Origin of the sequence: Massilia soli, from assembly GCF_016809835.1 — a bacterium.
GTDB lineage: Bacteria > Pseudomonadota > Gammaproteobacteria > Burkholderiales > Burkholderiaceae_D > Telluria_A > Telluria_A soli.
Genome location: NZ_JAFBIL020000005.1, coordinates 350,127 through 371,247, shown reverse-complemented (window position 1 = coordinate 371,247; position 21,121 = coordinate 350,127). Strand labels below are relative to the sequence as shown.

The following is a 21,121-nucleotide window of genomic DNA, read 5'->3' as shown; positions in this document are numbered from 1 at the left end:
TGTTCTATTTTTTTTGCGCAATTTCTATCTCATCTAGTCCTACAAAGACTGTCACCTCACTCCTATACCTGCATGCGGTAACGCTGCCTATGATGGATTTGCTCGATTACTCATCGGCATACCGCCGGCGGTCGGAGCAATTGCCCTACGCATCGGCGGGGGTTTTCCAGACTAAGGAGATTCATAATGGCTACAAACAATCCGGGCAACAAGCAGTCGGGAAGCGGTACCAGCAATCGTGGATTCGCGTCGATGGACCCCCAGCGCCAGCGTGAGATCGCCAGCGAAGGCGGCAAGGCAGCACACCAGAAGGGAACCGCACATGAGTTCACCTCCGAGGAAGCGCGCCGTGCCGGCAGCATGAGTCACGGCAATCGCCAGTCCGCCAACGCCAGCACTGGCATGAAGCAGGACAGCGGCAGCAAGCAGGGTGGCCAGCAATCGGACAGCAACCAGTCCGACAGCAAGCCAGGCGCCAAGCAGGGCAGCAAGCAGTCGGACGCCAAGTCCGCCAGCAAGCAAAGCGCTAGCCAGAGCGGAAGCCGCAGCGGCAGCAAGCCAGGCAACCGATAAGTATCGGCAGCGGAACAACGTTGGGGAGCGCGAGCTCCCCATTTCTTTTTCAAATCACCAAAATAAGGGAAGGATGCGGTAGAATCGTCGCGCCTTTTTTCTCTATCCTTAAGGAAACGATTTCGTGAAAACTCCGGTCATCCGTGAAGTAAAAAGTCTCAACATGTCATGCGACCGGATCGGCAATTTGCTGCTGGTCAAGTTCCTCCCGGTGGCGGGGAAAGAAACCTGCATCTTCGTGCCGGCATCGATCGTTTTCTGGCTGCTCAAGCACCTGCCGGTCAATCAGGACCCGCAATTGACGGCGCCCGCGGTTGTTCCACGCGTCGAGCAATATGACTGGGACAACCCAAACACGCCCCGCGCGCTGACCGTGCAATGCAAACAGTTTTCGAATGCGATCCGCATGCAGTTCGCGCTGGAACGCGGCCCCGACCTGATGGTGCTGCTCGACCGCTCGAACGTCGAACTGATGCGCCAGATGATGGTTGCGTACAGCAAAGACCTGATCGACCTCGACGCCGAGTAAATACTGCTGTACCTCGCGGACAAGGCTCGCGGGGGAGCACAGCTTGGCAGGGCTGGGTTATCATTCTGTTCTTTTGAAGCTCAACAAAAGGACGCAGCCATGCCCATCAAAATCAGCCAGCATTTCGACTCCGGCGCCATCGAGGTGGTGCAGGCAGACAGCGCAAGCCAGATCGACCTGAACCTGCGCAGCGACTCGCACGCCGACATCCACCAGTGGTTCCACTTCCGCCTGCAAGGCGCGCGCAGCCAGGCATGCACGATCCGCTTCCTGAACGCTGGCAAGGCGACCTATGCCAAGGGCTTTGAAGACTACAAGGTCTGCGCCAGCTACGACACCGAGAACTGGTTCCGCGTGCCGACCACGTTCGACGGCCAGGTCATGACCGTCACCCATACCCCTGAACTTGACAGCGTCTACTACGCCTACTTCGAGCCGTATTCGTGGGAACGCCACCTGCGCCTGCTGGGCGAAGTAGCCGAGAACCCGATCGCGCGCGTGCACGACATCGGCACCACGGTGGACGGCCGCGACATGAATCTGGTTGTCATTGGCGACCCGGCAGCGGAAAAGAAGATCTGGGTCATCGCGCGCCAGCACCCGGGCGAAACGATGGCCGAGTGGTACGTCGAAGGCATGATGGACGCGCTGCTCGACAACGCCAACCCGGTTGCGCGCAAGCTGCTGCAGCGCGCCGTGTTCTACATCGTGCCGAACATGAACCCGGACGGCTCGGCGCGCGGCAACCTGCGCACCAACGCGGCCGGCGCGAACCTCAACCGCGAATGGATGACGCCAAGCCTGGAGCGCAGCCCAGAAGTGCTGTGCGTGAAGAACAAGATTCATGAAACCGGTGTCGACATGTTCTTCGACATTCATGGCGATGAAGCGCTGCCTTACAACTTCGTGGCGGGTAACGAGATGCTGGCCGACTTTACGCCGGAGCGCGCGGCGCGCCAGAAGGCGTTTGTCGACCAGTACATGGCCGCCAGCCCGGACTTCCAGAATGTGTACGGCTACGCCGCTTCGAAATACAACGAAGAGCTGCTGACGCTCGCATCGAAATACATCGGCCACACCTTCAAGTGCCTGTCGCTGACGCTGGAGATGCCGTTCAAGGACAACGCTGACCTGCCTGATGCTTACACCGGCTGGAACGGCGCGCGCAGCGCGGAGCTGGGCGCGGCGATCCTGCAGCCGATCCTGCAGTCGCTGGACTGACCGTGGGTGTTGAAATCGAACGCAAGTTCCTGCTGACGGGCGACGATTGGCGCAGCCTTGGCGAGCCGGTGCTGCTGCGCCAGGGCTACCTGTCGTCGCAGCCGGACCGCGTGGTGCGTGTGCGTATTGAAGGCGAACGCGCGACCATGACGATCAAGGGCCGCAGCAACGGCGCCACGCGCGGCGAGTGGGAGTATGAGATTCCGCTGCCTGATGCGAATGAGCTGCTTGACCAGTTATGCGAAAAGCCGATCATTGAAAAGTATCGTCGGCGGATTGCGTTTGCTGGGTTGACGTGGGAAGTGGATGAATTCCTCGGCGAAAACAAAGGCTTGATGTTCGCGGAAGTGGAGCTTGAATCCGAAGACCAGCAGTTCGACAAGCCGTCGTGGATTGGTGAGGAAGTCACCGATGATTCGCGCTACTACAACTCCAGCCTGATTCGCCTGCCGTTCTCGAAGTGGTAACGTCGTTCCCGCGAAGGCGGGAACCTATACCGCACCGCCCAGGTAGAGAACCGATTTCCTGACTTGAGTGTTGGGTATGGGTTCCCGCTTTCGCGGGAACGACGGTTGTGATTGAACGATGACATAGACCATTAACTAAGGCCCCACATGCTCTCATCCCGCCGTACCGCATTACGCCTGTGCGTAGCACTCGCCGCCTCTACCGCCATCAGCGCTTTTGCGCAATCCGCACCATACTTCCCGCCCGCCGGCACCTGGGCCAAAAAATCGGCAGCCGAGCTGGGAATGGACCCAGCCAAACTGGCCGAAGCCGTCAGCTACGCGCAACAACATGAGACCGAACGTCCGCTCGACCTGTCGGACCAGGAAGTGATCTTCGGATCGTTGCTAGGTTCCATGCCGACCCGGCGCGCGAAGACCAACGGCGTGGTGATTTACAAAGGCTACGTGGTAGCGGAATTCGGCGATACGGGCGCGGTTGATCCAACCTATTCGGTCGCCAAGAGCATGCTGGCCACAGTCGCTGGTGTGGCATTGCGCGACGGACGTATCGCTTCGCTCGACCAACCGGTAGCCGCTTCCGTGAAAGACGGCGGCTACGCTTCCCCGCACAACGCAGCGGTCACGTGGAAGATGCACCTGCAGCAGGCATCCGAGTGGCAGGGCGAAATGTTTGGCAAGAAGGACGACTTTATCGGTGCAGCGCAATTTGGCAAGGGCGAGCGCAAGCCGCGCGAGTTAAAGCAGCCTGGCGGTTTCTACGAATATAACGACGTACGCATCAACCGCTTTGCGCTGTCGCTCCTGCGCGTGATGGACAAGAGCGTGCCTGACGTATTCCAGCAAGAAGTGATGGATCCGATCGGCGCATCGTCGTCGTGGAAGTGGGTACCCTATGCAAACAGCTACGTGCAGCATGAGGGCAAGCGCATGCCAACGGTCAGCGGTGGTACGCGCTGGGGCGGCGGGATGTGGATTAACTCCTGGGACATGGCGCGCTTTGGCTACCTGTGGCTGCGCGGCGGGCAGTGGGGTGGCAAGCAGCTGCTGCAGCCATCGTATGTGAAGGAAGCGTTGACGCCGAGCGAGCACGGCCCTGATCTTGGCTACCTGTGGTGGTTGAATACAAAGGGCAAGACCTTGCCAGGGTTGCCGTCAAATGCGTTCGCTGCGCTGGGCGCGGGGAGCAATACGATCACGGTGTCACCAAATCACGACCTGGTGGTCGTGTGGCGCTGGCACTCAGGGAATTCTGCGGAGTTTGCCAAGCGTGTGATCGCGGCGATTAAGTGACAACGCTGGACTTTCTTCACGGAGCATTAGGTGCACTAGCTCAGAGTTAACCTGACACGAACGTTTCGATGAGTTTGAATTCGGAAAGGCGGCTAGCGGCTGCGGATTCAATCTGTGGTCGCAACACTCTAACCCATTGATGCAATCACGGGGAGGTGTTGGCGATGCCATCAGTACATTTTCAAACTTCCCTGTTATTGTTTTCAACAGCGTTAGAAGTGACATATTTTTGGCTTTCATGTGGTCCATATAAACCACGGCCAGCTCAGCGAGTTGTCGTCCCGGGTATAACGCAGCGGCGGCAGTAGTGTTCGCACAAGTATCTCTATTCGATCGCGAACAATCGCCGACAGTGCGCCGAAGCATAACGACGCGTACCTCGTCGTGTTTAAACTCTAATATACAAATGCTTATGGTCGGGCAATAATTGACATCAGGCATTGTACTGTTGCCTCAGCCGTAAAACTTGCCCAAGGAAGAGCGTGAATCTCCCCTGTTCAACTGCACTAAAGAGCTTGATCGTCCTCGTTGCCATGACAGCGGTACTCGGTTGTTCAACGCCATCGCCAACGGCGGTCAGCTTGCCCCCGGTTGTTGCGGAGGACTTGCCTCCCCAGCCCGCCATGGCCGCCCGTTATGATGCCTCACATGGCAAATACGAAAGGGGGGAATGGCTATTGCCACTTGATGCCTCCGGCGCCCCGTTCACCCTTGCTGCCGAATTCCGGATTTTGCGGTTGAATCAAGGAGGTGAGTGGGATCCAATTATGCACTTTTGTTTCCGCGGCGCAGAGGGTTTACCGGCGAGTTGTCTCGGCTTCATCAAATATCCCGAGCAATCCAATTTAATGGTGTTCGAGCGCTTCATGCGCGCAAAAGGGGCGAAGTACGAAACCACCGCATCACGCGCGACGGTGGCCGTTAACGAGGTCTACGAACTCAGCGTCCGGATCGTTGGAACGGAATTGATCTATGAGATAAATGGGACCGTCATCGAGCGGAGAGACCTCGGCGTCAAGCCCCGCCACGTGTCGTTCATGTGCAGCACGATGATTTGCGAAGCGCTGTTTTTCGCTAACGACGAACCGGTGCAACTGTTCCCCGTGATAGGCGAAAGCCAGTAACACACTCATGTTCTCGGGAATGTCCGCTCTCGGCAGCGGACGTTAAACGCTATGCAGAAAAAGTGATCTGATGGATGAAAAACAGCAAAACGACGACCGCCATCGGCATTGGAATGATTCTTGGCAGCATGCCGTGTACACTCGCCGGCGTTTTGATCCTCTATTTGATGGCATCACTCAACGAGGGCCGGGCCGCCGGACGGGACGTCGCCTTTGACGTCATCGGCGTCCTGATGATGACGTTCTTCGCTTACCTGATTGCACTGGTAAGTTGTCTTGCAGGGCTTTTCTACTTCGCTATTGGAGTACGAAACCGCACAGTGGTTTTTAGCGCTTGGCACTGGTTTTGCCTCTTATATCCTTTGGTTCAAGTTACCGCTGCCACGATTTACTTGGCGGCAAATAAGTAGTACGCGCCATCCGCTTCGGGCGATAGCGGTCCTCCGGTAAGAGGGGCGGTTGGCCAAAGCGGGCCTTCACCAGTTGGAAGGCAATTCCGATGTGGGCAGAACTACTCATGACTTTCGGAAGCAGAGAGGTGCATTCCTTTCGAAAGAAACTGCCGTAACAGCGGGTTGTATTTTCATTCCATCCACGTTGCCATAAATGCCGGGGATCGCCGAAATAGCCTTGGATATGGGTCTCCAGCGTAATCGCTTGCGTCTGCCATCTCTTTGCCGCAATTCCAAGTCAGCGCGGCAAGCGCGTGCGGCCGATCTTGTGTTAACGCTACGATGTCATCCTTGCAAAAATATATTTGCGCAAATTTATTGCTTGGAGGAATTATGGGTAACTACCTGCGCTTTGGTGTGATGATTGCCTGCTCCACCCTGGTCATGTTTGGCCTGATGTACCTGAACACCTATGAGATGTCGCACGTTCGGTTCAGCCAGACCCGCGCCTGGATGGCCCTGGTGATGGGCGCGGCGATGGCGGCGGTGATGCTCAGTTTTATGCTGGGTATGTATAAGGACAAGGGACGCAATGTTGCCATCTACGTGGGAGCGGTCCTGGTCTTTGGCGCCTCGCTCTGGCTGGTGAGAAGCCAGTCGACAGTCGATGACGTCTCCTATATGCGCGCAATGATTCCCCATCATTCGATCGCCATCATGACCAGCGAACGCGCCAAGATAAGCGACCCGCGCGTGCGCAAGCTGGCCGACAGCATCATCGAGGCGCAGCGGCGTGAAATTGCCGAGATGGAGGCACTGATCAACGACATCGAGCGCAGCGGCGCGAACCGTTAGAACGCTTCAATGGATGTCGTACCCGGCGCCCCCGCCGGGGCACTGCTCGATATTCGCTGAGCAGGGGCTTGCGCCGCGCCGGCGAACGCGCTTAGTGGAAGTGTTCTCCACCCTGGGGCGTGTCTTCCGGCATTTCGGCATGCACCAATTCACCGGTGGGATCGGCAAACAGCGGCGCGCCGCAATCGTCGCAGTATTCAACCACAAAGCGCTCGGCATGCCGTTTGATGTGCGTGATGCCGCAGTCGTTCAGGTGCGCCACGATCTCGTCGATCGGGCGGACGATCTCGCCGGTCGCAAGGGCTGAATGCGTCAGGCCTTCGAGCGGCGTGCCTTCCTCGTCTTCCTGCCCATACAGCGGCCACACGATGCCGTAGATGACGTCAGCTTCCTGGCGCATCGTGAACGACACGCGGTACTCGTCGATCTGGCCGTCGGTGGTCTCTTCGCCGAACGCCGCGATCACGGCGCGCAGGTCGGATGCTTCCACACCCAATGTATTGGTCAGGTAGTGCACCGCGGCACGGATCGATACCGGGCGAATCAGCTTGTCGGCTTCGCGGCATGCGACGTAATACGCTTCCGGCAGCAGCATCTCGATGCCGCAGCCAGGCAGCAGGCGCGCAATGCTTGGCGTGGCTTGCGTGCGCCATTGCTCGAGCGCGGCTTCGCGTTCGGCGGTGAAGTTGGTCAGGTTCTGCGCTTCCTGCCAGCGGAACAGCGGCGCGCCGAGCGGTGCCACGACGGCCACCAGCAGGTAGCGCGTGTCGGCCAAAAACGGCGCGGTTTCGGCCGGGCGTGCCAGTGGCTTGACGCTGCTGCCTTTGTGCGCGGCTTGCGCCAGCTTGTGCGTCATCGCGTATGTCTCGGCGTGCGTGCGCGGCAGCTGGTCGATCGCGAACAGGGTAGGGGCCATCGACATCTGCGTGCCTTCGGCCAGCAGGTGCGCGGCGAAGTGGGCCGATAGTACCGTCAGCAGCTCGCCGGGGATGCTGCCCGAGGCGATCGAGAAGCGCGTCCATGCGAGCACCGGCGCGGCCACGAGCAGCGCCTGGTACGTGGTTTCGACGCCGTCGGCCACGTCGACCATGGTCGACGATTCGCTGACCGCTTCGACGCCTTCCATCAGCACGTCGTAGGCATTGAGATCGTCCTTGAACAGCACGTTCAGCGTCGAATCGACGGTGTCCTGGTGGCCGGTCTTGAGGAGTTTCTGCAGCTGCGTATCGAGCTGGCGTTCAAAGATGCGTTCTTCCAGGCGGCTACCGGCCTGGACGATTGATTGGGAAATGCTGACCAGTCGCTGGCTTTCGGCCGACAGTTTGTTCGATGGATCTTTGGATGGTCGACGCATAACGCTAAGAGTCTCTCGTAGGTGAAGTGAACGGTTCGATTGATCTATGAACAATGATAAACCCTTATCTCCGTATTGTAGTTGATTCGGGGGAGGGGGATGAACACTGCGCAAGAATGGTGCAGATAGTTGCCTGGGGAAGGAATGCTGTCGCGGGAATGCATGCACGCGGATGCGCGCGGGGCGCTTATCCGCCCTACGGGTGTTGTTCGAGTGCTAACGGGAGGCGGGGCGGCTTCAGATGTAAAAAACGCCGGGCTAGCCGGCGTTTTTGGTGTCGCTTTACGAAACGATTACGCGGCCAGCAGCTGGCGCAGGACGAACGGCAGGATGCCGCCGTGCTTGTAGTAGTCGACTTCGATCGGGGTGTCGATACGCAGCAGCACGGTCACTTCCTGCACGTCGCCGTTCTTGCGCTTGATGACGAGGGTCGCAAGCTGCTGCGGTTTGATCTCGCCTTCCAGGCCCTTCAGGTCGAACGTTTCTTCGCCGGTGATGCCGAGCGTTTGCACGCTGTCGTCGCCGATGAATTGCAGCGGCAGTACGCCCATGCCGACCAGGTTCGAGCGATGGATACGCTCGTACGAGCGCACGACCACTGCCTTCACGCCCAGCAGCTGGGTGCCCTTGGCTGCCCAGTCGCGCGACGAGCCGGTGCCGTACTCTTCGCCGCCGAAGACCATCGTCGGCACGCCGTCAGCGACGTACTTCATCGCCGCGTCGTAGATCGACATCTGTTCGCCGGTTGGCTGGTGGATCGTGATGCCGCCTTCAACCGCGGAGCCGTCCTTCTTGGCCGGGATCATGCGGTTCTTGATGCGCACGTTGGCGAAGGTGCCGCGCATCATGATCTCGTGGTTGCCGCGGCGCGAGCCGTACGAGTTGAAGTCGGCCTTCAGTACGCCGTGATCCTTGAGCCACTTGCCCGCAGGGCCGCTTTCCTGGATCGAGCCAGCTGGCGAGATGTGGTCGGTGGTGATCGAGTCGCCAAACACGCCCAGTGCGCGCGCACCGGTAATGCCGGTCGCAGCTGCCTTCGGGATCATCGTGAAGTCAGCGAAGAACGGTGGCTCGGCGATGTAGGTCGATTCTGGCCAGTTGTAGACCTGGCCCTTGACCGTCGATACCTTTTCCCACAGCTTGCCTGGCGCGCCTTTGACTTGCGCGTAGTTGGCCTTGAACACTTCCGAGTTCATCGCGAACTTCATCAGCTTGGCGATCTCTTTCGAGGTCGGCCAGATGTCGCCCAGGTAGATGTCCTTGCCGTCGGTGCCCTTGCCGACTGGCTCGGTCATCAGGTCGCGCGTCATGTTGCCGGCGATCGCGTAGGCGACGACCAGCGGTGGCGATGCGAGGAAGTTCGAGCGGATGTTCGGGTGAATACGCGCTTCGAAGTTACGGTTGCCCGACAGCACAGCCGAGGCGACGATGTCGTTTTCGGTGATGGTGGCGTTCAGTTCCGGGGTCAGGTCGCCGGCGTTGCCGATGCAGGTGGTGCAGCCGTAGGCGGTGACGCCGAAGCCGAGCTTTTCCAGGTACGGCAGCAGGCCGGCCGCGGTCAGGTACTCGGTGACGACGCGCGAGCCAGGGGCCAGCGAGGTCTTGATGTGCGGGGCGACGGTCAGGCCGGCTTCAACCGCTTTCTTGGCCAGCAGGCCGGCGGCCAGCAGCACGCTCGGGTTCGAGGTGTTGGTGCACGAGGTGATCGCGGCGATCAGCACGTCGCCGTTGCGCACGTCGACGTTGTTGGCCGTCTTGTAGTGCGTGGTCAGTTCCACCGGGTTCTTGTTGAAGCCGTTTTCGGTGGTCGGCTTCGAGAACAGTTCGATGAAGTTGTTCTTGACGTTGCCGATCTCGATACGGTCTTGCGGACGCTTCGGACCTGCCAGCGATGGGGTGACGGTCGACAGGTCGAGCGATACCACGCGGGTGTAGTCGATCTCGCCTTCTTGCGGCACGCCGTACAGGCCCTGCGCCTTGAAGTAGTTCTGGAACGCGGTGATTTCGTCCTTGGTGCGGCCGGTGCCTTCGAAGTATTCGATGGTCGCGTCGTCAACCGGGAAGAAGCCCATCGTCGCGCCGTATTCAGGCGCCATGTTGGCGATGGTGGCGCGGTCGGTCAGCGACAGCGTTTCGGTGCCGGCGCCGAAGAATTCGACGAACTTGCCGACGACTTTTTCGCGGCGCAGCATTTCGGTGATGGTCAGTACCAGGTCGGTTGCGGTGCAGCCTTCGCGCAGGCAGCCGGTCAGGTTGACGCCGATAACGTCCGGGGTCAGGAAGTAAACCGGCTGGCCCAGCATGCCGGCTTCCGCTTCGATGCCGCCCACGCCCCAGCCGACCACGCCGATACCGTTGATCATGGTGGTGTGCGAGTCGGTGCCGACCAGTGTGTCAGGGTAGTAGGTGTCGCCGGCTTTGTGCACGCCGCGCGCCAGGTACTCGAGGTTCACCTGGTGGACGATGCCGAAGCCCGGTGGCACGACGCCGAAGGTGTCGAAGGCTTGCATGCCCCACTTCATGAACTGGTAGCGCTCGTTGTTGCGCGAGAATTCCAGCTTCATGTTCAGGTCCAGCGCGTTTGGCTCGCGGTAGTGGTCGATGGTGACCGAGTGGTCAACCACCAGGTCCACCGGCACCAGCGGCTCGATGTTCTTTGGGTTCAGGCCCATCTTGCTGGCAACGTTGCGCATCGCGGCCAGGTCGGCCAGCAGTGGAACGCCGGTGAAGTCCTGCAGCACAACGCGCGCGACCACGAACGGAATTTCGTCCGTGCGGTCTGCGGTCGGTGCCCAGTTCGCCAATTGCTTGACGTGTTCTTCGGTCACTTTTTTGCCGTCGCAGTTGCGCAGCACGGACTCGAGAACGATACGGATCGACACCGGCAGGCGCGAAATATTCACGCCCAGGCTTTTCTCCAGTGCCGGCAGCGAATAGAACTTACCTTTCTGGCCTGCCGACAGTTTGAAATCCTTGAGCGTGTTCAGTGTGTTGCGGGACATGTCCTCTCCTTCAGTGGGGATTGTTATTACTTAGTTATTTGGTCGGTGCAACGGCTTGCTGCGCTGTCGTGGTTGGTGCTGTTTCGGCTGTTGCTGTTGCTGTTGCTGCTGCTGCTGCTGCTGCTGCTGCGTCCGCGGCGGCTTTTTCAACGGCTGCCTGGGCATCGGCCAATTCCTTTTTGGACTGGTCTTCGCTCTTGCATTCGTTGGCCAGCTGACGGTTCAGCTTCGAGTCGAGCAGCATGCCTTTGGCCGGAATGCCGATCCAGACCAGGCCATAGCGCACATTCTCGAAGCGCAGCGCGCCGGTCGTGGTGCCAATGCGGTCGAGGCGGTGCACGCGCTTTTTCCAGCGCAGCGCGATGTGGGCCGGGTCGATGTCGTTGTGATAGATCGTGACTTTGTTGTTCAGTTCACAAGCGTAGTCGGTGGTGGTGGCGTTGGAAACATCTGGTTCCGGCTCATCCGGCAGCACGTCGACTGCTTTTGGGTGCTTTTCGGTGCTTTTCTTGCTCGATTTGGCTTTCGCCTTGACCGGCTTTTTGGCCGGTTCGGCGGCCACGGCCGGCATGCACAGGGTGGCAGTTGCGAGGGCCAGGCCGCAGGCAACGAAAAGTTCACGCATTAATTTTGGCATCAGGTAGGTTCCGTGTGTGGGTCTTGGCCGAGAAGGGCGGCGGCTGCGTCGGGCAGCCCAAGTCCAGCGAGGCGTGCGCGCTGGAGAACTGTCCAATAGTATCGGTAGCTGGCTCTGTCATGCAAGCGCCCTTGTTGCGCAATTGGTCCCCAATTTGCGTTGATCGCTTCCGTCAGGATGTTGGTGGCGTCATTTACTTCGGACAGGCGCGGGGTGAATGCCTTGATGATCGGCTTGATCTGGTCAGGGTGGATGCTCCACATGCGCGTGAACCCGAATTCCGCGGCGGCGCGCTGGGCGTCGTTGGCCACCACCGCAGTATCGCGAATTTCGGTGGTCACATTATGCGACGCAACCTTGCCGTGCGCATGACATGCCGCAACCATCTCCAGCTTGGCGCGTACCACCAGCGGGTGGGTGAACTGGCCGGGCGTGCGCATCGCGGCGCCCGGAATGGCGCCGTAGTGGGCCGAGACGAAGTCCATGATGCCAAACGACAGGCATTCGACCTGCGGCAGGGCGGCGATGTTGTAGGCGTCGCGCAGCGCGCCATGGGTTTCGATCAGCACGTGTACCGGCAGGTCGGTGCGGCCGGCCTTGGCGGCGTGCTGGTTGATCAGGTCAATCGCGCGCATCACGTCGGCGGTGCTGTCGATTTTCGGCAGCACGACGTAGGCCAGGCGCGCCGCGGCGCCGCCGACGATGACGGCGATGTCGCCCTCGAAGAACGGGCTGGCGACATCGTGCACGCGCACGCCGATGCGGTTGAAGCGGTTGCCTTCGTCGTTAAGCAGGCGCACGACCAGCTGGGCGTGCGCCGGCTCGTCGCCGGAGGCGGCGCCGTCTTCGCAGTCGAACGTGATGTCGAACAGGGGGCCAAGCTCTTGTTGCAGGGCCATCGACTTGACCATCAGCTTCTCGGTGCCGCAATAATGATCGCAGGCTGGGAGCAGCAGGGGCTGGCGTTTTCCCTGGAATAAAACCTCGGATGGGTGCATGGTATTTCTTCTCTTGCTAGCATCGATACCGCGAAAGCGGGAACCCAAACCTCAGGCGGCAGCGCCGGCAAGGTATAGGTTCCCGCCTGCGCGGGAACGACGCGGGGTTGGCTTACGCCTTCAGCAGGTGTGCAACGCCTTCGCGCTCTTCGGTCAGTTCCTTGAGCGTGAGGTTGATGCGCTCTTGCGAGAACTCGTCGATGGCCAGGCCTTGCACGATCTTGTATTCGCCGTTTTCAACGGTGACAGGGAAGCCGAACATGGTGTCTTGCGGGATGCCGTACGAACCGTCCGACGGGATACCCATCGTGGTCCACTTGCCGTTGGTGCCGATGTGCCAGTCGTGCATGTGGTCGATCGCCGCGTTGGCTGCAGATGCTGCCGACGACAGGCCGCGCGCTTCGATGATCGCTGCGCCGCGCTTGCCGACGGTTGGCAGGAAGGTGTCGCGGTTCCATGCGTCGTCGTTGATCATGTCCTTGACCGATGCGCCGTCGATGGTCGCGAAACGGTAGTCGGCGTACATGGTCGGCGAGTGGTTGCCCCAGACGGCCAGCTTTTCGATCGACGATACCGGCTTGCCGGTCTTGGCTGCAACCTGCGACAGCGCGCGGTTGTGGTCCAGGCGCAGCATGGCGGTGAAGTTCTTGGCCGGCAGCGATGGCGCCGATTTCATGGCGATGTAGGCGTTGGTGTTGGCTGGGTTGCCCACCACCAGGACCTTGACGTTGCGCGAAGCGACGGCGTCGAGCGCCTTGCCCTGCACGGTGAAGATCTGCGCGTTGGCTTCCAGCAGGTCCTTGCGCTCCATGCCCGGGCCGCGTGGACGCGCGCCAACCAGCAGGGCGAAATCGGCATCCTTGAACGCGGTCATCGGGTCCGAGTGCGCGGTCATGCCGGCCAGCAGCGGGAATGCGCAGTCGTCGATTTCCATCATGACGCCCTTGAGCGCTTTCTGTGCTTTTTCGTCAGCGATTTCCAGCAGTTGCAGGATGACCGGCTGGTCCTTGCCCAGCATGTCGCCGTTGGCGATGCGGAACAGCAGGGAGTAGCCGATCTGGCCGGCGGCGCCGGTGACAGCAACGCGCATTGGGGTCTTAGCCATGGTGAATCTCCAAAGTGAGAAAGAAAACGGTCGAAGCTGAGGATACGCCGGTTCAGCAAAAGTGCAATCATACCAAAACCGCGCACCCGCAACCCGGCCAGGCGCAGCAGCGTGTTGAAGTTCTGACGCGCGCGCAAGCCGGAATCGATCGCGAGTGTAGGCGGGCAGGGGGCTTCTGTCAATTCATATCATATGTCTTATATAAGACAGAAAACTCCGGCCGTTGATGCTGGACGGATATGCCCTTTTGTGGTGAAATCGTGGTCTATGAACCCAGTCTCGTCGAATTCGAACAACAGTGGCGCACCGTCTGGATCAGGCGCGGGCGGGAATGGCACGGGCGGTTCACCCACCTTCAGCCCGCTGTACCAGCAAATCAAGGCCCTGATCACCCAAAGCCTGCAGTCGGGCGAATGGAAGCCGGGCGAGATGATCCCCAGCGAAGTGGAGCTGGCCGGCCGTTTCAAGGTCAGCCAGGGCACTGTACGCAAGGCGATCGACGAGCTGGCGGCCGAAAACCTGGTCATGCGCCGGCAGGGCAAGGGCACCTTCGTGTCCACCCACCATGAAGCGCGCGCTCACTTCCGCTTCCTGCGGCTGATGCCCGACGAAGGCGTGCCCCATCATCCCGACAACAAGATCATCGAAGTCAAGCGCATGCGCGCGCCGGCCGAGGTCGCGCGCCTGCTCGACCTCAAGAGCGGCGACGCGGTGGTCTATATCAAGCGGGTGCAGTCGTTCGAGGGCGCGCCGACCATCCTGGAAGAATTGTGGCTGCCCGGGCTGCTGTTCAAGGGGCTGACCGCTGAACGCCTGGTGGAGTACAAGGGTCCAATGTATGGCCTGTTCGAGTCGGAATTCGGCACCCGGATGATCCGCGCGACCGAAAAGATCCGCGCGGTCGCGGCCGACGCCAGCGCCGCCGAGTTCCTGCATGTGCTTGAGGGCACGCCGCTGCTGTGCGCCGAGCGGGTGTCGTTTACCTACGGAGACAAGGCGGTGGAGCTGCGCCGGGGGCTATATCTGACCTCGCAGCATCATTACCAGAACGAATTGTCGTAATCGCTAACTAAAAACCGTCATTCCCGCGAAAGCGGGAACCCATGCTGACTCTGGTTGAACGTGCCATGGATTCCCGCTTTCGCGGGAATGACGGCGGTGATTCCCGCTTTCGCGGGAATGACGGCGGTGCGGGTGGCGCGGCGGGTTCGCCGATCAGAAAACCGGGTCGCAGCCAGCAAACCCCATGCGTTGCGGTTAAGATACGTTGTTCGGCGGAACTTAGCAGGGGATGCGTGCGTTCTCGTTGCTTTTGCTGCATCTTGAAATTTAGATATTGGTCCGGTCAGTGAAATCGGCGAAAATTGCGGGTTACTTATTCAGTTTGTTTTAAGGGGAGGTCTGTATGTCCGAAGCCGTGAAAGAAGTTCCAAAAAAAGAGCGGCCGCAATTCCGTAACATTCATGTTACCGATTTGATGAACTACCGCTTGCCGCCGGCAGGCATTGTGTCGATCCTGCACCGCATCAGCGGCGCAGCCATGTTCCTGCTGCTGCCGTTCGTACTGTACCTGCTGCAGTTGTCGATCAGCTCGGAGATGACGTTCGCGCGGATCGCCGGCATCCTCGAACACCCGCTCGCCAAGCTGGTCCTGCTGGGCCTGATCTGGTCCTACCTGCAGCACTTCTGCGCCGGCGTGCGCCACCTGTTCATGGACATCCACTGGGGCATCGAGAAGGATTCGTCGCGCCAGTCCGCTGTCAGCGTCATCGCCGTCACCCTCGTGCTGACCGTGCTGTGCGGCCTTAAATTGTTTGGAGTATTTTGATGGCTAACAATAATATCGGACCAAAGCGCCTCGTCGTCGGCGCCGGCTATGGCTGGAAAGACTGGATGGCGCAGCGCGTGACCGCGATCGTCATGGCGGTGTACACCGTCGTCCTGCTGGTCGCCTTCCTGACCGGCCAGAATTTCACCTATGAAGGCTGGGCTGGCCTGTTCGCCCAGCAGTGGTTCAAGCTGTTCTCGCTCGTCACCTTCGCCGCGCTGTTCTACCACGCGTGGGTCGGCATGCGCGACATCTGGATGGACTACGTCAAGCCAGTCGGCATCCGCCTGGCACTGCAAATCGGCACCATCCTGTGGCTGGTGGCCTGCGCGGCCTGGACCGTGCAAATTCTCTGGAGTGTGTAATCGTGGCAGCAATTAAAACTGCAATCCCTACCCGTCGCTTCGACGCGGTTATCGTCGGCGCCGGCGGCTCCGGCATGCGCGCATCGCTGCAGCTGGCTGAAGCCGGCCTGAACGTGGCCGTGCTGTCGAAAGTCTTCCCAACCCGTTCGCACACCGTGGCGGCGCAGGGCGGCATCGGCGCGTCCCTCGGCAACATGAGCGAGGACGACTGGTACTGGCACATGTTCGACACCGTCAAGGGTGGCGACTACCTGGGCGACCAGGATGCGATCGAATTCATGTGCCGCGAAGCCCCGAAAGTCGTGTACGAGCTGGAACACTTCGGCATGCCGTTCGACCGCAATCCAGATGGCACCATTTACCAGCGCCCGTTTGGCGGCCACACCGCCAACTTCGGCGAGAAGCCAGTCCAGCGCGCCTGCGCGGCGGCTGACCGCACCGGCCACGCGCTGCTGCACACGCTGTACCAGCGCAACGTGCGCGCCCGTACCCACTTCTTCGTCGAATGGATGGCGATCGACATCATCCGCGACGCCGAAGGCGACGTGGTTGGCGTGGTTGCGCTTGAAATGGAAACCGGCGAGTGCATGATCCTCGAAGCGAAGACCACCATCTTCGCCACCGGCGGCGCAGGCCGCATCTTTGCCGCATCGACCAACGCCTTCATCAACACCGGCGACGGCATGGGCATGGCGGCACGCGCCGGCCTGCCGCTGCAGGACATGGAGTTCTGGCAGTTCCACCCGACCGGCGTGGCCGGCGCGGGCGTATTGATCACCGAAGGCGTGCGCGGCGAGGGCGGTATCCTCATCAACAGCAATGGCGAACGCTTCATGGAGCGCTATGCGCCTACCCTGAAAGACCTGGCGCCGCGCGACTTCGTGTCGCGCTCGATGGACCAGGAAATCAAGGAAGGCCGCGGCTGCGGTCCGAACAAGGACCACGTGCTGCTGGACCTGCGCCACATCGGCGCCGAGACCATTGAAAAGCGCCTGCCGTCGATTCTCGAAATCGGCCACAAGTTCGCCAACGTCGACGCCACCAAGGAACCGATTCCTGTCGTGCCGACGATTCACTACCAGATGGGCGGCATCCCGACCAACATCTACGGCCAGGTTGTCGCGCCAAGCGCCGACGGCTCGCAGAAGATCGTCAATGGCCTGTACGCGATCGGCGAATGCGCCTGCGTCTCGGTGCACGGCGCCAACCGCCTGGGCACCAACTCGCTGCTCGACCTGATCGTGTTCGGCCGCGCCGCCGGCAACCACGTGGTGCAGTCGAACCTGAAGGCGCGCTCGAACAAGGCACTGCCGAAAGACGCGTCCGAGTACGCGATGGACCGCATCAACCGCCTCGAGACCTCGACCGGCTCGGAAAAAGTGCAGGGCGTCGCCAACGACATCCGCGCCACGATGCAGAAGTACTGCGGCGTGTTCCGTACCGACGAACTGCTGACCCAGGGCGTGAAAGAGATCATGGTCCTCGACGAGCGCCGCAAGCACGTCTCGTACAAGGACAAGTCGAAGGTCTTCAACACCGCGCGCGTCGAAGCGCTCGAACTGGACAACCTGATCGAAACGGCCAAGGCCACCATCGTCTCGGCCCAGGCGCGCAAGGAATCGCGCGGCGCCCACGCGCACAGCGACTTCCAGCAGCGCGACGACGAAGTGTGGATGAAGCACACCCTGTGGTACTCGGAAGGCAACCGCCTCGATTACAAGGCCGTGGTCACCAAGCCATTGACGGTTGATACCTTCAAGCCAAAAGCACGTACTTTCTAAGGCAACAAACATGACACGCACAGTACAACTCAAGATCTACCGTTACGATCCGGACAAGGACGCCAAGCCGTACATGCAGGACGTCACGGTAGAACTGCAAGACACCGACAAGATGCTGCTCGACGCGCTGCAGCGCATCAAGTCGGACGTCGACGACACGCTCAGCCTGCGCCGCTCGTGCCGCGAAGGCGTTTGCGGTTCGGACGCGATGAACATCAACGGCAAGAACGGCCTGGCCTGCACCACCAACCTGAACGAGCTGACCCAGCCGATCGTGCTGCGTCCGCTGCCTGGCTTGCCGGTGATCCGCGACCTGATCGTCGACATGACGCAGTTCTTCAAGCAGTACGATTCGATCAAGCCGTTCCTGATCAACGAATCGATCCCGCCGGAAAAAGAGCGCCTGCAGACCCCGACCGAGCGCGAAGAGCTCGACGGCCTGTACGAGTGCATCCTGTGCGCCTGCTGCTCGACGTCGTGCCCGTCGTTCTGGTGGAATCCGGACAAGTTCGTCGGCCCGGCCGGCTTGCTGCAAGCCTACCGCTTCATCGCCGACAGCCGCGACGAAGCCACCGGCGACCGCCTGGACAACCTGGAAGATCCGTACCGCCTGTTCCGCTGCCACTCGATCATGAACTGCGTCGATGTCTGCCCTAAGGGTCTGAACCCGAACAAGGCCATCGGCAAGATCAAGGAACTGATGGTTCGCCGCGCTGTATAAAGCGCCGCTAACACGTCGTTCCCGCGCAAGCGGAAACCTATACTGAGCCGATCTCATCAGCGCACTATGGGTTCCCGCCTTCGCGGGAACGACGTAGCTCAGCAATACAGTAGTAGTACCGTACTGCCTAATCCCGGCGGGCGGAGTATAGTGTTGACCCAATGACAGGTTCTAGTGTGACAACGCATCAATCCGATCCCGCGAACCGTGCCCGCCTGCGCTGGCGCAGCCGCCGCGGACTGCTTGAAAACGACCTGGTGCTGACGCGCTTCCTCGACAAACATGAGGAAACGCTCAGCGACGAGGACGTCGATGCGCTGACCCGCTTGCTGGACCTGGCGGACAATCCGCTGCTGGACCTGCTGCTGGCGCGCAAAGAGCCCGAAGGCGAGCTCGACGTGCCGCACGTGCGCGCGCTGCTGGAACGCCTGCGCCAGGCATAGGGTCGCCGCACGGAAGACGTTTCGACCGATTTTATTTTGAAGACTCACCTCCCAAGAAGGAAGTGCCATGAACATCTCTGATAACAAAGCCACCCTGTCGTTCTCCGATGGCAGCCCAGCCATCGACATGCCGATCTACAAAGGTACGGTAGGTCCGGACGTCATCGACATCCGCAAGCTGTACGGCCAGACCGGCAAATTCACCTACGACCCAGGCTTCATGTCGACCGCCGCCTGCAACTCGTCGATCACCTACATCGACGGCGACAAGGGCGAGCTGCTGTACCGCGGCTACCCGATCGAGCAACTGGCGGTCAACTGCGACTTCCTGGAAACCTGCTACCTGCTGCTGAACGGCGAACTGCCGAACGCGGCCCAGAACCAGAAGTTCTCGGACACCGTGACCAAGCACACGATGGTCCACGAGCAGATGCAATTCTTCTTCCGCGGCTTCCGCCGCGACGCGCACCCGATGTCGGTGCTGGTCGGCACCGTCGGCGCCCTGGCGTCGTTCTACCACGACTCGCTCGACATCAACGACCCGCATCACCGCGAAGTATCGGCGATCCGCCTGATCGCCAAGCTCCCGACGCTGGTCGCGATGGCCTACAAGTATACCGTCGGCCAGCCGTTCGTGTACCCACGCAACGACCTGTCGTACAGCGCCAACTTCATGCGCATGATGTTCGGCAATCCATGCGAAGAGTACGTCGTCAACGACGTGCTGGTGCGCGCGCTGGACCGCATCCTGATCCTGCACGCAGACCACGAGCAGAACGCTTCGACCTCGACCGTCCGCCTGGCCGGTTCGTCGGGCGCCAACCCGTTCGCCTGTATCGCAGCAGGTATCGCCTGCCTGTGGGGCCCTGCCCACGGCGGCGCCAACGAAGCGGCACTGAACATGCTGAAGGAAATCGGCACCGTCGAGAACATTCCTGCGTTCATCGAAAAGGTGAAGGACAAGAACTCCGGCGTCAAGCTGATGGGCTTCGGTCACCGCGTCTACAAGAACTTCGACCCGCGCGCCAAGCTGATGCGCGAGACCTGCCACGAAGTGCTGGAAGAGCTGGGCCTGCAGGACGACCCGCTGTTCAAGCTGGCCATGGCGCTGGAAAAAATCGCGCTGGAAGACGAGTACTTCGTATCGCGCAAGCTGTACCCGAACGTCGACTTCTACTCGGGCATCGTGCAATCGGCGCTGGGCATTCCAGTGTCGCTGTTTACCGGCATCTTCGCGATGGCGCGCACGATCGGCTGGATCGCCCAGTGGAACGAAATGATCGCCGACCCGGAACAGAAGATCGGCCGTCCGCGCCAGCTGTTCATCGGTTCGCCGGCACGCGACGTGCCAGCCATGGACAAGCGCAAGTAAGCATTGCGCGATCAAAAAAAGCGAGCCTCGGCTCGCTTTTTTTTCGCCATCGGCACGGTAGGGCGCATCCGCCGAATGACCGCCGCCGGAAGCCCGCTTAGCTTCCGGTACCCGCCAGCTGCTTGTCGTATTTCCTGACCAGCCGGGCGAACCGCTGGCGGCCTTGCTGTGCCATCCAGCCCCACATGGCGTTCACCCGCTCAGGGTTGCGCGCCTGAAAGTCCTTGCTCATGGCGAGCCAGATGTAGTTGGTCTGGAGCGGGCGCTCAAGCCGCACGATCGCATTGCCGAACCTGGAGGCGATCCAGTTATCCAAATCTCCTGGCGACGCCAGCGACACCGCATAGCCATCGATCCGGTTACGCATCAGCTTTTCAAAATTGCGTTCCGGATCGAGCGCGCCGTCATCGACCTTGAAGCCCGCCTTGCGCAACAGCGCCACCTGGGGCGCGGCGTAATTGCTGCCCATCCAGCGCTGGCCGAACTCGCGCGCCGGGTCGATATTGCGCAGCGCGCTGTCGTTGGCGCGGACGAACACGACCATCTGCACGCGCAGCGCCTTGCCCTGGTCGAGTTTGCCCGCCGCATCCAGCGGCAGCGCATACAGGTCGCGGTCGGCATCGACCGCCTCCATCGCCATGGCATCGATGTCGCCGGTCTTGAGCGCGTTGCGCAGCCGCGCTTGCGGCAGGCGTACCACGGTGACCTTGCACCCCGCAGCAGACGCCGCCTCGCGCACCAGGTCGACGGCAGCGCCAGCCGGCTTGGCCTCGTCGCTGCCGGTACCCAGGAAATAGGGTGCGCGGTGATGGTCGACGTAGCCCAGGCGCACCGAAGGGCACGCGGCCGCGGCGTGGCCGGCGGCGAATGCCAGGGCGAGCATCAACGAAAAATGGGGAGGGCGCATTTGCTCAGCAATAGAGGAGACCGGCAATTATAGTCGCGCGAAGGGTGCATGTGGCAACTACAAATTTTCCATCGATGGGTCACCAGGATGCGAGTTTTTAAGGCAGTGTCAAGCATGTCGGCGACCTGTATCAACTTTCAAAAAAATCATCTGA

At 60.6% G+C, this 21,121-nt stretch carries 21 protein-coding genes and 1 pseudogene; 15 read left to right on the top strand and 7 right to left on the bottom strand.

The window, feature by feature from the left end; genetic code table 11:
* Positions 1 to 186: 186 nt before the first annotated feature.
* The 7 genes from I4X03_RS14380 to I4X03_RS14350 all read left to right on the top strand — a co-directional run bounded on the left by I4X03_RS14380 (position 187) and on the right by I4X03_RS14350 (position 5,617).
* Complete coding sequence (locus tag I4X03_RS14380) at positions 187 to 573, top strand: KGG domain-containing protein (protein WP_223468921.1); 387 nt, start codon at positions 187 to 189, stop codon at positions 571 to 573.
* A gap of 124 nt (positions 574 to 697) precedes the next feature.
* The gene (locus tag I4X03_RS14375; RefSeq protein ID WP_223468920.1) at positions 698 to 1,102 is read left to right on the top strand and encodes a hypothetical protein; all 405 of its coding nucleotides are present in this window, start codon (positions 698 to 700) and stop codon (positions 1,100 to 1,102) included.
* A gap of 99 nt (positions 1,103 to 1,201) precedes the next feature.
* On the top strand, positions 1,202 to 2,323 hold the full coding sequence (locus I4X03_RS14370; RefSeq protein WP_223468919.1) for a M14 family metallopeptidase: 1,122 nt from the start codon (positions 1,202 to 1,204) through the stop codon (positions 2,321 to 2,323).
* Between the two features lie 2 nt (positions 2,324 to 2,325).
* Positions 2,326 to 2,790 carry a CYTH domain-containing protein gene (locus tag I4X03_RS14365; protein ID WP_223468918.1) on the top strand — a complete coding sequence of 155 codons (465 nt, stop codon included), beginning with the start codon at positions 2,326 to 2,328 and terminating at the stop codon, positions 2,788 to 2,790.
* Between the two features lie 285 nt (positions 2,791 to 3,075).
* Complete coding sequence (locus tag I4X03_RS14360) at positions 3,076 to 4,083, top strand: serine hydrolase domain-containing protein (protein WP_223468917.1); 1,008 nt, start codon at positions 3,076 to 3,078, stop codon at positions 4,081 to 4,083.
* A gap of 515 nt (positions 4,084 to 4,598) precedes the next feature.
* A complete protein-coding gene (locus I4X03_RS14355) occupies positions 4,599 to 5,207 on the top strand; it encodes a hypothetical protein (RefSeq protein WP_223468916.1) in 609 nt (202 codons plus the stop codon).
* A gap of 74 nt (positions 5,208 to 5,281) precedes the next feature.
* A complete protein-coding gene (locus I4X03_RS14350) occupies positions 5,282 to 5,617 on the top strand; it encodes a hypothetical protein (RefSeq protein ID WP_223468915.1) in 336 nt (111 codons plus the stop codon).
* A gap of 122 nt (positions 5,618 to 5,739) precedes the next feature.
* Here I4X03_RS14350 and I4X03_RS14345 read toward each other — a convergent pair.
* Positions 5,740 to 5,904: pseudogene (locus tag I4X03_RS14345) on the bottom strand (IS30 family transposase); the annotation flags it as partial.
* Positions 5,905 to 5,992: 88 nt separating this feature from the next.
* Between I4X03_RS14345 and I4X03_RS14340 the strand changes: the two are divergent.
* Positions 5,993 to 6,454 carry a DUF305 domain-containing protein gene (locus I4X03_RS14340; protein ID WP_223468914.1) on the top strand — a complete coding sequence of 154 codons (462 nt, stop codon included), beginning with the start codon at positions 5,993 to 5,995 and terminating at the stop codon, positions 6,452 to 6,454.
* A 91-nt stretch (positions 6,455 to 6,545) separates the two neighbouring features.
* Here the strand turns inward: I4X03_RS14340 and I4X03_RS14335 are convergent, their stop codons facing one another.
* The 5 genes from I4X03_RS14335 to I4X03_RS14315 all read right to left on the bottom strand — a co-directional run bounded on the left by I4X03_RS14335 (position 6,546) and on the right by I4X03_RS14315 (position 13,550).
* The gene (locus I4X03_RS14335; RefSeq protein WP_223468913.1) at positions 6,546 to 7,808 is read right to left on the bottom strand and encodes a DUF2863 family protein; all 1,263 of its coding nucleotides are present in this window, start codon (positions 7,806 to 7,808) and stop codon (positions 6,546 to 6,548) included.
* Between the two features lie 293 nt (positions 7,809 to 8,101).
* Positions 8,102 to 10,810 (bottom strand): aconitate hydratase AcnA, encoded by a 2,709-nt coding sequence (acnA, locus tag I4X03_RS14330; protein ID WP_223468912.1) that lies wholly within the window; start codon positions 10,808 to 10,810, stop codon positions 8,102 to 8,104.
* Positions 10,811 to 10,844: 34 nt separating this feature from the next.
* Positions 10,845 to 11,435 carry a hypothetical protein gene (locus tag I4X03_RS14325; protein WP_307735368.1) on the bottom strand — a complete coding sequence of 197 codons (591 nt, stop codon included), beginning with the start codon at positions 11,433 to 11,435 and terminating at the stop codon, positions 10,845 to 10,847.
* A gap of 11 nt (positions 11,436 to 11,446) precedes the next feature.
* The gene (locus I4X03_RS14320; RefSeq protein WP_223468911.1) at positions 11,447 to 12,445 is read right to left on the bottom strand and encodes an HpcH/HpaI aldolase/citrate lyase family protein; all 999 of its coding nucleotides are present in this window, start codon (positions 12,443 to 12,445) and stop codon (positions 11,447 to 11,449) included.
* Between the two features lie 112 nt (positions 12,446 to 12,557).
* The gene (locus I4X03_RS14315) at positions 12,558 to 13,550 is read right to left on the bottom strand and encodes a malate dehydrogenase (RefSeq protein ID WP_223468910.1); all 993 of its coding nucleotides are present in this window, start codon (positions 13,548 to 13,550) and stop codon (positions 12,558 to 12,560) included.
* A 267-nt stretch (positions 13,551 to 13,817) separates the two neighbouring features.
* Here I4X03_RS14315 and I4X03_RS14310 point away from each other — a divergent pair, with 267 nt between their 5' ends.
* The 7 genes from I4X03_RS14310 to I4X03_RS14280 all read left to right on the top strand — a co-directional run bounded on the left by I4X03_RS14310 (position 13,818) and on the right by I4X03_RS14280 (position 20,060).
* Positions 13,818 to 14,612, top strand: coding sequence for a GntR family transcriptional regulator (locus I4X03_RS14310; RefSeq protein ID WP_223468909.1), 795 nt, complete (start codon positions 13,818 to 13,820; stop codon positions 14,610 to 14,612).
* A 343-nt stretch (positions 14,613 to 14,955) separates the two neighbouring features.
* On the top strand, positions 14,956 to 15,378 hold the full coding sequence (gene sdhC / locus I4X03_RS14305) for a succinate dehydrogenase, cytochrome b556 subunit (RefSeq protein WP_223468908.1): 423 nt from the start codon (positions 14,956 to 14,958) through the stop codon (positions 15,376 to 15,378).
* Complete coding sequence (sdhD, locus tag I4X03_RS14300; RefSeq protein WP_223468907.1) at positions 15,378 to 15,743, top strand: succinate dehydrogenase, hydrophobic membrane anchor protein; 366 nt, start codon at positions 15,378 to 15,380, stop codon at positions 15,741 to 15,743. Before sdhC ends, sdhD begins: the two co-directional genes overlap by 1 nt.
* Positions 15,744 to 15,745: 2 nt before the next feature.
* Positions 15,746 to 17,524, top strand: coding sequence for a succinate dehydrogenase flavoprotein subunit (sdhA, locus tag I4X03_RS14295; protein WP_223468906.1), 1,779 nt, complete (start codon positions 15,746 to 15,748; stop codon positions 17,522 to 17,524).
* A 10-nt stretch (positions 17,525 to 17,534) separates the two neighbouring features.
* On the top strand, positions 17,535 to 18,245 hold the full coding sequence (locus I4X03_RS14290; protein ID WP_223468905.1) for a succinate dehydrogenase iron-sulfur subunit: 711 nt from the start codon (positions 17,535 to 17,537) through the stop codon (positions 18,243 to 18,245).
* A gap of 161 nt (positions 18,246 to 18,406) precedes the next feature.
* Positions 18,407 to 18,688 (top strand): FAD assembly factor SdhE, encoded by a 282-nt coding sequence (locus I4X03_RS14285; RefSeq protein WP_223468904.1) that lies wholly within the window; start codon positions 18,407 to 18,409, stop codon positions 18,686 to 18,688.
* A 67-nt stretch (positions 18,689 to 18,755) separates the two neighbouring features.
* Positions 18,756 to 20,060, top strand: coding sequence for a citrate synthase (locus tag I4X03_RS14280; RefSeq protein WP_223468903.1), 1,305 nt, complete (start codon positions 18,756 to 18,758; stop codon positions 20,058 to 20,060).
* Between the two features lie 97 nt (positions 20,061 to 20,157).
* Here the strand turns inward: I4X03_RS14280 and I4X03_RS14275 are convergent, their stop codons facing one another.
* Positions 20,158 to 20,943, bottom strand: coding sequence for a substrate-binding periplasmic protein (locus tag I4X03_RS14275; protein WP_223468902.1), 786 nt, complete (start codon positions 20,941 to 20,943; stop codon positions 20,158 to 20,160).
* Positions 20,944 to 21,121: the final 178 nt, after the last annotated feature.